Below are 14,519 nucleotides of genomic sequence, written 5' to 3'. Positions count from 1 at the left end.
CATGGCATTGCGGAGGAAAGAGCCTCCATTGGATGGCCGTGCCGTCGTTGCGGAGCCGGCCGCGAGGCGCTGACGTCAGGCGATGCCCAGGGCGGGGCCGCTCCGCCCGGCCAGGAGGGGACACACCCCCGTGCCGACCGTGCCGACAGAGGAAGGCTTCGCATGAGCCACGTGGACCTCCCGTTGCCCGTCGTCCGTCGGTCGTCGGAGGAGGTCGACGTCGTTGCCCTCGAGCGGGATCTACTCGACCGGGTCGACGGCGAGGTCCGCTTCGACACCGGGACGCGCGCGGCGTACTCGACGGACGGATCCAACTACCGGCAGGTGCCCATCGGCGTGGTGATTCCGCGCACCGTCGAGGCCGCCGAGGAAGCGGTGGCGGTGTGCCGGGAGTACGGTGCGCCCCTGCTCTCCCGCGGCGGCGGCACGAGCCTTGCGGGGGAGTGTTGTAACACCGCCGTGGTGCTGGACTGGAGCAAGTACTGCAACCAGCTGCTCTCGGTGGACGCCGACAACCGGCGGTGCGTGGTCGAACCGGGCATCGTGCTGGACGACCTGAACCGGCAGCTGGCCGCATACGGTCTGCAGTACGGGCCGAGGCCGGCCACCCACCCGAACTGCACTCTCGGCGGGATGATCGGCAACAACTCGTGCGGTTCGACGGCTCAGGCATACGGGAAGGTCGTCGACAACCTGCACCGTCTCGAGGTCCTCACCTACGACGGAACCCGTATGTGGGTCGGGCGGACCGATGACGCCGCGCTGCAGCGGCGGATGTCCGGCGAGGGGCGGGAGGCGGAGCTGTACCGCGGGATGGCGGCGCTGCGGGACCGGTACGCCGGCCTGGTCCGTGAGCGCTTTCCGGACATCCCGCGCCGGGTCTCCGGCTACAACCTCGACTCTCTCCTGCCGGAGCAGGGCTTCGATGTCGCCGGGCTGCTGACCGGCTCGGAGTCCACGCTGGTCACCGTCCTGAGGGCAGAGCTGGAGCTGGTGCCCGTGCGCCCGCATACCGCCCTGGTCGTCCTCGGTTACCGGGACATCTGCGAGGCCGCCGACCATGTGCCGGCTGTCCTGGAGCACGCGCCGGCGGCGCTGGAAGGCGTGGACCACCAACTGATCCACTTCCAGCAGGAGAAGCATCTCAACCCGGAGGCGCTGCGGATTCTGCCCGGAGGGCGGGCGTATCTGTTCGTGCAATTCGCGGGGGACACGCGTGAGGAGGTCGAGGGTCGGGCGAAGGCCCTGATCCAAGCGAAGCCGGACGACGTCGACCACACCTGGTACGACGACCCCGAGCACGTACGCGACCTGTGGCAGGTGCGCGAGTCCGGTCTGGGTGCGACAGCCCATGTCCCCGGGCAGCCCGACACCTGGGAAGGCTGGGAGGACGCCGCAGTGCCCGTCGGCCGCCTTGGTGACTATCTGCGGGATCTGAAGCGCCTGTACGAGGAGTTCGACTACGGAAGTCCCTCGGTGTACGGGCACTTCGGTCACGGCTGTGTCCACACCCGTATCCCCTTCGACCTGGAGTCCGAGGAGGGCGTCGCACGTATGCGGGCCTTCGTCGAGCAGGCCGCCGATCTGGTGGTGTCCTACGGCGGATCGCTGTCGGGCGAGCACGGGGACGGTCAATCACGGGGCGAGCTGCTGGAGAGGATGTTCGGACCGGAACTGATCGAGGCGTTCGAACGGCTCAAGGGACTGTTCGATCCGGGCAACCGTATGAACCCGGGGAAGGTCGTCCTGCCGTACCGCCTCGACGAGAAGCTGCGGCTCGGCGCTGACTATCTGCCCTGGGAGCCGAAGACCGTCTTCTCCTTCCCCCACGACGACGGCAAGTTCAGCCGGGCCGCCGCCCGATGCGTCGGCGTGGGGAAGTGCCGCTCCCTGGAAGGCGGGTTGATGTGCCCCAGCTACCGTGCCACCCGCGAGGAGGAGCACTCCACCAGGGGCCGGGCCCGGCTGCTGTTCGAAATGGTGCGTAACGACTCGCCCGTTGACGCGAGCTGGCGTTCCCCCGAGGTGCGCGACGCCCTCGATCTGTGCCTGGCCTGCAAGGGCTGCAAGACGGACTGCCCGGTCAACGTCGACATGGCCACCTACAAGGCGGAGTTCCTGCATCACCACTACAAGGGCCGACTGCGGCCCCTGGCGCACTATTCGATGGGCTGGCTGCCTGCAGTGGCCCGGGTGGCCGCTTTGGCACCGCGCACCGTCAACGCGCTGGCCTCGGCGCCGTGGGTCGCCCGGGTGACCAAGGTGCTCGGCGGCATCGCGCCCGAGCGGGACGTGCCCCTCTTCGCCGAGCAGCGCTTCACCGACTGGTGGCGCAGGCGAGGTGGACCACACGGTGACGGACACCGTGGCGAGGTCGTGCTGTGGCCCGACACCTTCACCGACCACTTCCACCCCGCGATCGGCAAGGCCGCCGTGGAGGTCCTGGAGGCGGCGGGCTTCCGGGTCAAGGTGCCCGACGCGGCGGTGTGCTGCGCGCTGACCTGGATCTCCACCGGTCAACTGGGCATCGCCAAGCGGGTCCTGAGCCACACGATCGACGTGCTACGCGAGGATCTGCGCCGAGGCACACCCGTGGTGGGCCTCGAACCGAGTTGCACAGCCGTCTTCCGCGCGGACGCAGCCGAGCTGCTGCCCAAGGACCCCGATGTGGACCGGCTGCGGAATCAGACGCGCACTCTTGCCGAATTGCTGGTCGAACGCGCGGACGACTGGGAGCCGCCGGCTGTAGACGCGCGGGCGGTGGTCCAACGGCACTGCCACCAGTACGCCGTCATGGGCTTCGACGCGGACCGGAAGATCCTCGAAAGGGCAGGGGTGCACGCCGACGTGCTGGATGAGGGCTGCTGCGGACTGGCGGGCAACTTCGGTTTCGAGAAGGGCCACTACGAGGTGTCCATGGCCTGCGCCGAGGCGGGGCTGCTGCCCGCAGTGCGGAAGGCGGACGAAGCCACGCTGATCCTGGCAGACGGATTCAGCTGCCGTACGCAGGTCGAGCAGGCAGGTACGGGGCGCACCCCGTTGCACCTGGCAGAGGTGCTGGCGGCGGCACTGCGTGGGCGCGACGCCGAGCCCGAGCGTCCCGGGCCCTCAGGACGGCGCAGCCTGTTGCCACTTGCCGCTGCGGGTGCGGCCACCACGGCACTGGCCGCCGCACTGGTCCACGCGTGGCGCTCCGGCCGCCTGCAACGAACGGGCCTGCGCCACCGGTGATCCGCGCCCGCCACCACCGAACGCACCTACTGGATGAGACGCGGACTGCCCCGGCGCTCGTGCCATGGCCAAGCCGCTGACGGAAAGGATCTGGTAGGTGGAGGGCACCTGGTCGTTCGGACTGGCCGTACTGGTCGTGGCGCTCGCGGGCGTCGTCGCGGTGGTGTCCAACCGGCTGAGCGAACGCACCCGTATCCCTGCCCCGGCCTTCTTCCTGGTGGCGGCCGCGGTCGCGGTGGACCTGGTGCCCGAGCTGCGGAAGCTGTCGATGTCGACGGTGCAGGATGTCGTGACCATCGCCCTGGTGGTCCTGCTGTTCCAGGGCGGAATGGAGATCGGCTGGCGGCGTTTCAGACCGGAGGCCCGGGCGATCCTGTCGATCGGTGTGGTGGGGACCCTTGCCACGGCCGGCCTGGTCGCCGGCGCGGCCCATTTTCTGCTCGGGCTGGACTGGCGTCCCGCTCTGCTGCTGGGCACGGCCCTGGCGCCCACCGACCCGGCCGTCGTCTTCTCCGTGCTCGGCCGTCGGAAGATCACCGGCCGGACCGGCGTCCTCTTGCCCGGAGAGTCGGGTGTGAACGACCCTGTGGGGATCGCCCTGATGGCGGGCCTGTTGGGCACGTCAGCAGGCTCGGCCCTCGACACCGCCGGGCATACGGCGCTGGTCTTCGTACAGGAAATGGCGATCGGCGGTGATGGGTGTGGCGGGCGGCTGGGCGCTGAAGGTCTTCATGCGCAAGGTACCCCTGCCAGACGAGGGCCTGTATCCGCTGCGCACGCTCGCCGGAGCGTTCGTCGTCTACGGACTGACGACGGTCGCGCACGGGTCCGGTTTCCTCGCCGTCTTCGTGGCCGGTGTCCTGCTGGGGGACGCCCGTGCCCCGTACAAAAGGGAGATCGAACGCTTTCACGCCGCTCTGGGCAGCCTGGGGGAGATCATCGCCTTCGCCGTGCTGGGGCTGACGGTGCCGCTGTGGACCTTCACGGCGGAGGGGGCGTGGACGGACGGTCTGCTCCTGGCCGCGCTGCTCGCGTTCGTCGTGCGCCCGGTAGTCATGGCCGTGGTGCTGTGGCGAATGCGCCTGCGTGCGGGGGAACGGGTGTTCCTCGCCTTCACCGGGCTCAAAGGGGCCGTCCCGGTACTCCTCGGCAGCTACATCGTCAGCGCCGGCGTGCCGGATGCCGATCGCCTGTACGACGTGGTGTTCGTCGTCGTCGTTTTCTCCGTCGTCGTCCAGGGGGCGCTGCTGCCCACGGTGGCCCGGCTGTGCCATGTGCCGATGCGGGCCGTGGAGCTGGAACCCTGGGCGTTGGGTGTGCGCCTGCGGGACCGCCCGGAAGGCGTCGTCCGTCATGTGGTCGAGGAAGGGTCCGTGGCTGACGGAAGCAGTGTCGACGAACTCGACATCGGTGAGGAGACGTGGATCAGCCTGGTCGTACGTGAGGGGCGGCTCGTTCCGGTGCGCGGGTCCACACGGCTGCGGGAGGGAGACGAGGTGCTGCTGCTCACCGGTGACGACGACGAGCGGTGCGCCGGACTGTTCACCGCCCGGCAGGGCTGACGGCGCCCTCGGCGCTGCCCAAGCGTGCCGAGCACTCCAGCAGCAGGGCGTGGACGAACCCCTGCGGCAGATTTCCGCGCAGCTGGCGCTGCGCGACGTCGAACTCCTCGGCGTACAGACCCGGTGGCCCGCACGTCGAGCGGGTGCGTTCGAACCACCGCACCGCCTCGGTGCCCTGGCCCTGTGCGTGGGCGGCCAGCGCCATCATGAAGCCACACAGCAGGAACGCACCTTCCTCCTCGCCGAGCGGTCTGTCCCCGTGCCGGAAGCGGTATACGTAGCCATCATCGGTCAGGTGGCGCACGACCTCGGCGCGGGTGAGCGCGAGGCTGTGATCGCCGGATGGCACAGCGCCGCGGGCGAGGGGAAGCAGGAGTGCCGCCTCGGGGCCCGAGTCGTCGGCGGCGCGCTGCCAGTGACCGTCGGGGTGCAGGCAGCGCGACCGGGTGGCATCCAGGATCCGGTCCGCCAGACGGGACCACTCGCGGGCTGCCGGGACATGCGTCTCCCGTGCCAGGTCGCGCAGGCCCACGACGCAGCACAGACGGGAGTGCGTCCACCAGCGGCGGTCCAGCTCCCACAGTCCGGCATCCGGCGCCGCCCAGAATTCCGCGACGGCCTCGGCGGCGATGTCGGCGGCCTTGGCGGCCTGGGCGTCCAGGCCGCCAAGGCGGGCGGCCGCCGCGTACAACTGGAGTGCTTCTCCGAAGACGTCGAGCTGGAACTGGTGGCCCGCGCGGTTGCCGGTTCGGTCACTGCCTCCCGGATAGCCGACGAGCGGCAGGGAACTCTCCGGGGGCAGCGGCTCGCCGGTCAGGGTGTAGGCGGGACGCAAGTGAGTGCCGTCTTCGAGGATCCGCTCGGAGACGAAGCGCACTGCGCGGTTGAGCAGCGAGTGGGGGCCGTGCGTAGCGACCGCGATGCAGGCGTAGCACTGGTCGCGCACCCAGGCGTAGCGGTAGTCGTAGTCGCGGTCCGTGCCGGCACGCTCGGGCAACGACGTCGTGGCCGCGGCGACCATGCCGCCGGTCCTGCTGGTCATCCCGTTCAGCACGGCGTAGGCCATTCGGGTGTCGCGGGGTGCCGCAGTGTCGTCGCAGTCGGGAACAGCAGTTGCCCACCAGCGCTCGGTGGCCTCCCACAACACCTGAGGCTGCAGGGGAGCCTCCTGTGGTGCCGTGGCGATCTCCAGCACGAGGTCGCGGCGGCTGCCCTCGGGCAGCCGCAGCTGGGCCCGCAGGGCGCCGTCCCTGCCGGGCTGGGCCTGTTCGGCACCGGTGAACCGCACGTGGAGGGGACCGGTGCGTGCCCGCCACAGGCCACCGTCTCGACCGACGCCGGACATGGGCTGGAGCCCGTAGTCGCCGCGCACGTCGAGTTCCACATCGACGCGGGCGTCACCACGTACGGCACGGATCTGCCGCAGCAGCACGACCCGCGCGCGGTCGGCGGGGACGGCCAGAGCCTCCCGGCAGGAGACGATGCTGTCCGTGGTGACCCACCGGCTGACGCGGATCAGTGTGCCGTCCTCGTAGTAGCCGCCCCACACGTTCCACGAGTCGGAAGGGCAGACGCGGTACCGGCCGGGTCCGCCGAGGAGACCGGAGAAGACGGCGCCGCTGTGCCAGGCCGGCGCGCACAGCCAGGCGATCTGCCCGCGCGGGTCGACGAGTGCACCGCGTTCTCCGTCGGCGATCAGGGCGTAGTCGCGCAGTACCCAGGGGCTGCCCGATGGCGCCGTACCGGTGGGGCCGGTCATGGTGCTGCCGCTCATGTCACGCGGTAGGGCTCGGCGGTCTTCCGGTTCAGAGTGAGGCCATGACCCGGTTCCCCGGACACGCCGGGCTTGATGGTCCCGCCCTGGGGATCGAGCGTGCCGTGGAACAGCAGCTTCTCGATGCGCACATGGTCGTGGAACCACTCCAGGTGGCGGGTGTTGGGCACCGACGCGGCGACGTGGGCGTGCAGGTGCGGGGCACAGTGGCACGAGACGTGCAGACCGAGGCCCTCGGCAACGGCGGCGGCGCGCAGCCACACGGTGATGCCACCGCAGCGAGTGACGTCGGCCTGCAGGCAGTCGACGGCTCCCGAGGCCGCCATCCGGGCGAAGTACGGCAGGTCGTAGCCGTACTCTCCGGCGGCCACGTCCGCGCTGACCGCCTCACGCACCACGCGCAGCCCGGCGAGGTCGTCGGAGGAGACCGGTTCCTCCAGCCAGGAGACACCGAGGTCCGCCATGGCGGCGGCCATGCGCACGGCCTGCTTGCGGGTGTAGCCGCCGTTCGCGTCGACGTACAACTCAGGTCCGTCGCCGATGGCCCGGCGGGCCAGCCGCGTGCGGTGCAGGTCGCGGGCCTCGTAACGCCCCCACGACTCACCGATCTTGATCTTTACCCGGTTGATGCCCAGGTCGCTCCACCCCTGCAACTGCTCCTCGAGTTGCGTGTCGTCGTACGTGGTGAAGCCACCGCTGCCGTACACCGCGACCTCGTCGCGGGCCGAGCCCAGCAGTCGCACCAGGGGCAGGCCGAGGAGGCGTGCCTTGAGGTCCCACAGCGCGGTGTCGACGGCGGAGACGGCTCCGGCCGCGATACCGGGCTTTCCGGTGTTGCGTACAGCCCGGCTCATGCGGTCGTTGGCGGCGGGGACGTCGAAAACATCGTGGCCGAGGACGAGGCCCGCCAGCTCGGCATCGACGACCTGGGCGGTGGCGGCCGACCCGTAGGTGAAGCCGATGCCCGTCTCTCCCGCCGAGGTGAGCTCCACAAGGACGAGGTTCGTGGAGTCCCAGGTCAAGGTGGCGTCACCGCCGGGAAGATCGGTGGGAATCCGGTACACGGAGACGGACATGCGCTCCACGGCGGAGCCGCCGTGGAGCTCCGGGGCACTGCCGCGTGGGTCACTGTGGGTCACTTGTTCTCTTCAGTGCTGTCGTGCTCTCCGGCGCCGGGCCGGTCACCGCGGTGCCGACTGCCGGGCAGGAATTCCTGCACCTTGGCCTTGAATCCCTGTTTCACCATGGCGCCTCGGTCGCTGTCGCCGCGCAGGACCGCCAAGGCCGCGGCCTCGATCTGATCCAGTGAGGCGTGCGGTGGGATCGGCGGGACGGCCGGATCGGTGCGGAAGTCGATGACGAACGGCCGGTCGGCGGCAAGGGCACGCTCCCAGGCGGCCTCTACCTGCTTGGGCTTCTCGACCCGCACACCCTCCAGGCCGATGCGCTGGGCGATCTCCGCGTACGGCAGGTCCGGGATGGCCTGAGACTCCTCGAACTGCGGGGCGCCGGACATGGCCCGCATCTCCCAGGTGACCTGGTTGAGGTCGTGGTTGTTCAGCACGGCCACTACCAGTCGCGGATCGGACCACTCACGCCAGTACTTGGCCGCGGTGACCATCTCCATCATGCCGTTCATCTGCATCGCACCGTCACCGACCAAGGCGATCGCCGGCCGGTCCGGGTGGGCGAACTTGGCACCGATGGCGTACGGCACGCCCGGCCCCATCGTCGCCAGGGTGCCGGACAGCGAACCGCGCATGCGGCCGCGGAAGCGCAGGTGGCGGGCGTACCAGTTGGCTGCGGAGCCGGAGTCGGCGGTGACGATGGCGTCCTCCGGCAGTTTGCCGTCGAGGGCGTGCACGACGTATTCCGGGTTGATCGGGTCGGCGTTGACGGCGGCTCGGCGCTGCATGACCTCCCACCACCGGGAGACGTTCTTCTCGATCTTCCCCCGCCAGGCGCGGTCTTCCTTGCGATGTAGACGCGGAAGCAGCCGCTGCAGCGTCTCACGGGCGTCACCGACGAGGTTCACCTCGAAGGGGTAGCGCAGGCCGATCATGTGCGGGTCGATGTCGATCTGCACCGCCCGCGCCTGGTCCAGCTCCGGCATGAACTGCGTGTACGGGAAACTGGAACCGATCATCAGGAGGGTGTCGCACTCCTGCATCAGCTCGTACGAGGGGCGGGTGCCGAGGAGCCCGATCGCGCCGGTCACATAGGGCAGGTCGTCCGGCACCACGTCCTTGCCGAGCAAAGCCTTGGCCACTCCGGCACCGAGCACGTCCGCGAGGTGCTCGACCTCGGCGCGCGCTCCGCGGGCGCCCTGACCGATCAGGACGGCGACCTTCTCACCGGCGTTCAGCACGTCCGCCGCGCGCTGGACGTCCTCGTCGGACGGCACCGGCGCATAGCGCCCCAGGCCCAGACTGGACGGCACCATCTTGAAGGCGTGGGTGGGCGGACTGTAGTCCAGCTCCTGCACATCGGCGGGCAGGATGATCGCGGTGACGGTGTGCTTGGCGTACGCGGTGCGCATCGCCCGGTCGATCAGGTTCGGCAACTGCTCGGGCACCATCGCCGTCTCGCAAAACTCCGAGGCGACGTCCTTGTACAGGTTCTGCAGATCCACTTCCTGCTGGTACGAGCCGCCCATCGCGCTGCGGTTGGTCTGCCCGACCAGTGCCACCACGGGAACGTGATCCAGCTTGGCGTCATAGAGCCCGTTGAGCAGGTGAATCGCTCCCGGACCGGACGTGGCCGCGCACACGCCCACCTTGCCGGAGAACTTCGCGTACCCCACTGCCTGGAACGCCGACATCTCCTCGTGCCGTGCCTGCACGAACTTCGGCTTGTTGTCGGCCCGGCCCCAAGCGGCCAGCAGACCGTTGATGCCGTCGCCGGCGTAGGCGAAGACATGGTCCACGTCCCAGTCCCGAAGCCGCTGGAGGATGTAGTCCGACACCTTCATGCTGGCCATGGGTACTCCGTTTCTGCTCCTGAGACTTCTGCACGAACGCATACACGTGCGCCCGTGGCGAAGGACATTCCATGGGTAACCGTGCAGGTCGAATGGAAACGCCGCACCTTGAGAGGCCGCATCTGCGGTTCTTGGTACACCCGCGGCCCCCAGCAAGGCTCCGTCAGCGACCAGCCCGAGGCCGTGAACATCACCGCCCGGCGCGTCGGCCCCATGAGAAGGGTTGACGGTCCGCTCACCCGTCCGGACCCTCCGGGCAGGGCGTGGACGGCGGGCGGGGCCAGGATGGAGGTGCTGTCGACGTACGAGGGAGACCTATGACCGAGACCGACTCCGACGAGTCCGGAAGCGGTCCGGCCTCGAGGTATCGCCAACCGACTGCCCCGATGAACGACCTTCGGCGCGTCGGGGCGAACCCGGATTTCTGGTACCCGGTCGCGTTGTCCCGGAGCGTGCGCACAGGACGGGTGCTCGCGACCTCGTTCGCCGGCGAGCGCATCGCGCTGTACCGAGGGGAGAGTGGCACCGTCCATGCGCTGGAGGACCGGTGCGCTCATCGGCAAGTGCCGCTCAGCATGGGCGTCGTGGAAGGCGAGACACTCCGCTGTTGCTATCACGCGTGGGCCTATCGCGGAGATGGCCGCATCTCACAGATCCCCTATCTGTCCAAGGGCGACGGCCGGCCACCGCGCGGCGTGCGCGGCTACCCCGTCTGCGAGGCGTACGGCTTGGTGTTCGTCTTCCCGGGTGACCCGGAAAAGGCGACGGTCACCGCGCTGCCCGACCTGCCGGCGTTCGGCTCGGCGCAGTACAAGACCATGACCTTCTCCCGGTCGGTGCGCTGTCACTACTCGTTCATGCACGAGAACCTGCTCGACATGAACCATCAGTTCCTGCACCGGGGCGTCGTCGGCAGGCTCCACCCCGAGTTGTTGGAATACCGGACGGGCCCACGGTCGGTGGAGGCCCGGTACTTGTTCACCCATACCGGGGGGAAGCGGAACCGCGGCGCCTCCCTGCTGGCCGCCGAGGGCATCGGCGGCAGCGACTCAGCCGACGTCATGACCATCCGTACGGACTACCCGTACCAGACACTCGACCTGGTACCGGAGAACGCCGAACGCCCGGCCTTCCGCCTGTGGACCGCGTACGTGCCCGAGGACGCCGAGCAGCGTACATGTCACGCCTACGGCCTCCTCATGATCGAGAAGCCCAGGATCCCCGGCGCTCTTCACCTGGCCTGGCCGCTCATCAGGCGCTTCACCGAGCGCGTCTTTGCCGAGGACCGCATGGCCGTCGAAGCCGAGCAACGGGCGTGGGAAGAGCAGGGCGAGGACCGCAATCATGAGGTCTTCCCCCTGATCCTGGACGTCCGGGAGGTGTTGCGCGCCAACGGTGTCCCTCTGCGCTCGCGGGCTGCCACCTGCGGTTCGGTCGCCGGCGATGATCCGGCGTCGGAGCCCGGCCACCACCCCGGAGGACCAGGCACGTCTGCCAAGCCGGGATCCGCCGTCGAACTGCCGGGCCGGTGAACGCGGTGAACGTCGTTCGGCGGGTAGGCGGCGGTGGGCCGTTCGGCGGACGTGTGGTTCTTGCTCGCTCGGCGTGGAACCCCTGTGACAGCAGCCGACCGGCCGCTGTCCCCGTCCGCCACCCATCGAGGTGACCATGCGTCTGCTCCTCGTCCACCCCAGCGCCCTGATGTACTCGGAGATCTTCCTGCGTCTGGAGCCGCTGGGCCTGGAGCGGGTGGCCGGCGCGGCGCGCGACGCGGGCCACGAGGTGAGGATCGTGGACCTTCAGGTGACCGGCACGAGAGAACTCGCCCGTGAGTTCGCCTCGTTCCGCCCCGACGCCTTGGGCGTGTCCCTGAACTATCTGGCCAACACCCCCGAGGCGATCGGCCTCGCCCACGCGGCGAAGCGTGCCGCCCCGGACTGCTTCGTCTTCTTCGGCGGGCACAGCGTGTCCTTCGTGGCGGAAGACGTCCTCGCACAGGCAGAAGGAGCCGTGGACGCGGTGGTGCGAGGAGAGGGGGAACCGGCCGTGGCTCCGCTGCTGGCGGCTCTGCGGGACGGCGGCGTACAGGATGTGCCGGGGATCGTCACTCCGGCGGGGCGCGGCCCCGAGCCGCGGATGCTGCACGGGATCGACAGCCCTGTCCCGGCGCGCGACCTGATGCGCCACCGGCGCCGCTACTTCATCGGGGAACTTGATCCGTGCGCGTCGATCGAGTTCACCCGGGGCTGCCCATGGGACTGTTCGTTCTGTTCCGCCTGGACCTTCTACGGCCGCAGCTACCGCAAAGCGTCCCCCGAGGCGGCCGGCGCGGAACTGGCGGGCATCCGGGAGCCGAACGTGTTCATCGTCGACGACGTCGCGTTCATCCGGCCCGAGCACGGGCACGCCATCGCCGCCGAGGTGGAACGCCGCAGGATCCGCAAGCGCTACTACCTGGAGACCCGCAGCGACGTCCTGCTGCGCAACGAAGAGGTCTTCCAGCGCTGGACCCGTCTGGGCCTTCAGTACATGTTCCTCGGTATGGAGGCCATCGATGCCGAGGGACTGGACCTGTATCGCAAGCGCGTCAGCCCCGACGACAACTTCCGCGCCTTGGAAGTTGCACGCCGGCTCGGCATCAACGTGGCTATCAACCTCATCGTCGACCCGGCGTGGGACGAAGAACGCTTCCGTGTCGTACGGGAATTCGCCTTGGCGGTACCAGAGATCGTGCACCTGACGGTGATGACGCCCTACCCAGGAACCGAGATCTGGCACACCGAGTCCCGGCGGCTCACCACCCGCGACTACCGGCTCTTCGACATCCAGCACGCCGTCGTGCCCACCACCCTGCCCCTGGACGTCTTCTACCGCGAACTCGTACAGACCCAGGCGGTCATCAACCGCAAGCACCTGGGCCTGCGGACCGCGATGGGCGCCCTGCGCGTCCTGGGGGGCAACCTCGCCCGCGGGCAGACCAACTTCGCTCGCATGCTGTGGAAGTTCAACAGGGTCTACAACCCGGCACGGCAGTTGGCCGACCACCGCCGCCCGGTACGCTACGAACTCCCGCTGCCGCAGCACCTGGACGTGGGCGACCGCCGCCAGCTGTACGTCCATGCCCGCGCGGCTCCTCGACGTGACGCACGGCAGGCGGAATAGGCCATCTGAGGTATCCGCAGCCACCGATCGATTGGCTTCGCCATCGCCTACGGGCAGCTCCAGGCTGATGATTCAGAAGGGTGTCCGGTTCGGATACGCCTGTGCCCCGTCGGCTCTCTCGGCATCGCCGAGGACGGACGGCCCGCCAAGGTGGGGGCTGATGCGGGCTCTGGCCAGCTGATCCCGGGGGGCCGAGGGGAATTTGGCAAGAAAGCGCAGGAACAGGGCGGTTCGGTCTGTGTACTCGACGGCCTCGCCAGGCGGCTGGCGTTGTTCCTCGTGCAGGACCCCACGGCGGATGTCGTCCTCGCTGGCGCCATGGAGGTCCCTCTGCCGGCCCGCGGGGCACAGCGGCCTTGTTTTGTGAGGAGTTGGCGGGCGGTCACATCGCTGAGCGGCCGGTCCTGCACTTCGGGCCGGAAGGTGGTCTTGGGCGGGGGCACGAAGCCTGCTGGGAGTACCATCCCTGCAAGGTTCTCCGGTCGGCTCTCCGCACCCCCGCAGTGGCGCAGTCGTATGGGGGTATCCGCGTAGAGAGGGCAGAGGGGAATGAGTGTGGCGGAGAGCTGGTCCCGCGTGATGCATCTCCTTCGGCAGCACGCCCCGGCCGATCACGCGGATCTACCTGGGCCCGCTACGGAACTGATGCTCGCGGCCGCTGAGGAACGGATGGGTATCTCCCTCCCTCAGGATCTGCGGGCGTGGCTGCTGCAGAACAATCTGGATCTTCCTGAGGAAGATGTGGACGACGATGTGGCATGTTGCGGCTTCGCCGGGTTCCCGGATGAGGGAAGCTTCTTTCTCGGCATCCGGGCGATGGAGAAGCTCTACGCGAACCACTTCATGCCCGGTGGATTCGACCCTCCGAACCAGCCGGACAATCCGTTCTGGCGTAATGAGTGGATCCCGTTCCTGTCGGACCAGGACGGCTGGACGGGAAAGTTCGTCGACGCGCGGGACGAGCGTGTCGGCAGGTGGTTCGTGGGTGAGGCCGCGGTCACGGGCGAGTACGAATCGTTGGCTCAGTATTTCGACTCCGTGGCGGAGATGCTGAAGAAGATCGCCGATGGAGAATATCCAGTCTGTGAGGTCGCCGAAGGGCGACTCATCTGGTCGTGAAACAAAGATCCATTTCGTCAGTCCCAACTGGATGGCCGTCATCGCCAATGCCGTCCTCGCCCTGGAGAGGCAACGTGAAGAAGCATTTTCAGCGTTGACGACCCATGGTGACAACGGCCGCGGCGATGGCCGTCATGCGGTTGGGGCTGGCGCGGGCTTTGCGGAAGACGTGCCAGGACTTCAGTCTCGCGGCGCTTCGTTCAACTGGTGCTCGTGCCGCTGACAGGGCCCGGTTGACTGTCCGCTGGGTCGGGTTGAGGTCCTGGTGACGCAGTCGCCTGATCGGCGTGGTCACCCAGCTGGATTCTCTGACCTCTCGTCACCTGTCGTGATCCCCCCATATCTGTACCCTGCTGGATTCGCGCTGGATGCCGACGAATCGCGCGGACACCAGCGGTGTGCGTGCCATTCGGCAGGGGCTGTTAACCCAGCCGATCGGGCCTCCAGCACACGTTCTTCACACGAGGAACGCCCGTTGTGGAAACAAAACTCCGCCTGCTCGACGTTGTTGATCTCCGGTGCGATAACGGGGGTGGTCGGCTTGAAGCTGTTCCGTACGGACACAACGAAAAGCGGGGGGGGGGGGGGGGCCCCCCCGGGGGGTGGGGTGGGGGGGGGGGGGGGGGGGGGGGGGGGGGGGGGGCGGGGGGGGGGGGGGGGGGGTGGGGGGGGGGGGGGCGGGAAACGAACC

8 protein-coding genes and 2 pseudogenes are annotated in these 14,519 nt (G+C 68.9%); 6 read left to right on the top strand and 4 right to left on the bottom strand.

All coding sequences use genetic code 11. From position 1 onward, the window contains the following. Window positions 1-162: 162 nt before the first annotated feature. The 3 genes and pseudogenes from ACIBAG_RS27715 (at window position 163) to ACIBAG_RS27705 (ending at window position 4,793) form a co-directional block, all read left to right on the top strand. Window positions 163-3,231 (top strand): FAD-binding and (Fe-S)-binding domain-containing protein, encoded by a 3,069-nt coding sequence (locus tag ACIBAG_RS27715; protein ID WP_399108520.1) that lies wholly within the window; start codon window positions 163-165, stop codon window positions 3,229-3,231. Window positions 3,232-3,328: 97 nt separating this feature from the next. Further along, window positions 3,329-4,433 (top strand): annotated as a pseudogene (locus ACIBAG_RS27710) (cation:proton antiporter); the annotation flags it as partial. A 78-nt stretch (window positions 4,434-4,511) separates the two neighbouring features. Beyond that, window positions 4,512-4,793, top strand: coding sequence for a TrkA C-terminal domain-containing protein (locus ACIBAG_RS27705; protein WP_399108934.1), 282 nt, complete (start codon window positions 4,512-4,514; stop codon window positions 4,791-4,793). Here ACIBAG_RS27705 and ACIBAG_RS27700 read toward each other — a convergent pair. Genes ACIBAG_RS27700 through ACIBAG_RS27690 form a run of 3 tightly spaced genes read right to left on the bottom strand, consistent with a single transcriptional unit; the run spans window position 4,774 to window position 9,538 of the window. Next, a complete protein-coding gene (locus tag ACIBAG_RS27700; protein WP_399108518.1) occupies window positions 4,774-6,567 on the bottom strand; it encodes a glycoside hydrolase family 15 protein in 1,794 nt (597 codons plus the stop codon). The two genes, ACIBAG_RS27705 and ACIBAG_RS27700, sit on opposite strands and share 20 nt — an antisense overlap. Further along, window positions 6,564-7,643, bottom strand: a complete 1,080-nt coding sequence (locus ACIBAG_RS27695) for an enolase C-terminal domain-like protein (RefSeq protein WP_399108933.1) — start codon at window positions 7,641-7,643, stop codon at window positions 6,564-6,566. Before ACIBAG_RS27695 ends, ACIBAG_RS27700 begins: the two co-directional genes overlap by 4 nt. A 59-nt stretch (window positions 7,644-7,702) precedes the next feature. Then, window positions 7,703-9,538, bottom strand: coding sequence for a thiamine pyrophosphate-requiring protein (locus ACIBAG_RS27690; protein WP_399108931.1), 1,836 nt, complete (start codon window positions 9,536-9,538; stop codon window positions 7,703-7,705). A 326-nt stretch (window positions 9,539-9,864) separates the two neighbouring features. On the opposite strand from ACIBAG_RS27690, the gene ACIBAG_RS27685 reads away from it, so the two are divergent. The 3 genes from ACIBAG_RS27685 to ACIBAG_RS27675 all read left to right on the top strand — a co-directional run bounded on the left by ACIBAG_RS27685 (window position 9,865) and on the right by ACIBAG_RS27675 (window position 13,828). Further along, entirely contained in the window at window positions 9,865-11,079 is a 1,215-nt protein-coding gene (locus ACIBAG_RS27685) for a Rieske 2Fe-2S domain-containing protein (protein ID WP_399108516.1), read from the top strand. A 136-nt stretch (window positions 11,080-11,215) separates the two neighbouring features. Further along, the gene (gene hpnR / locus ACIBAG_RS27680; RefSeq protein WP_399108514.1) at window positions 11,216-12,709 is read left to right on the top strand and encodes a hopanoid C-3 methylase HpnR; all 1,494 of its coding nucleotides are present in this window, start codon (window positions 11,216-11,218) and stop codon (window positions 12,707-12,709) included. A 549-nt stretch (window positions 12,710-13,258) separates the two neighbouring features. Then, complete coding sequence (locus ACIBAG_RS27675; RefSeq protein ID WP_399108512.1) at window positions 13,259-13,828, top strand: SMI1/KNR4 family protein; 570 nt, start codon at window positions 13,259-13,261, stop codon at window positions 13,826-13,828. An 88-nt stretch (window positions 13,829-13,916) separates the two neighbouring features. Here the strand turns inward: ACIBAG_RS27675 and ACIBAG_RS27670 are convergent. Further along, window positions 13,917-14,126 (bottom strand): annotated as a pseudogene (locus ACIBAG_RS27670) (transposase family protein); the annotation flags it as partial. Window positions 14,127-14,519 lie beyond the last annotated feature (393 nt).

It is taken from the genome of Streptomyces sp. NPDC051243, assembly GCF_044455405.1.
Classification (GTDB): domain Bacteria; phylum Actinomycetota; class Actinomycetes; order Streptomycetales; family Streptomycetaceae; genus Streptomyces.
The sequence above is the reverse complement of the archived record's forward strand: the minus strand, read 5'-3'. Positions and strand labels throughout refer to the sequence as shown.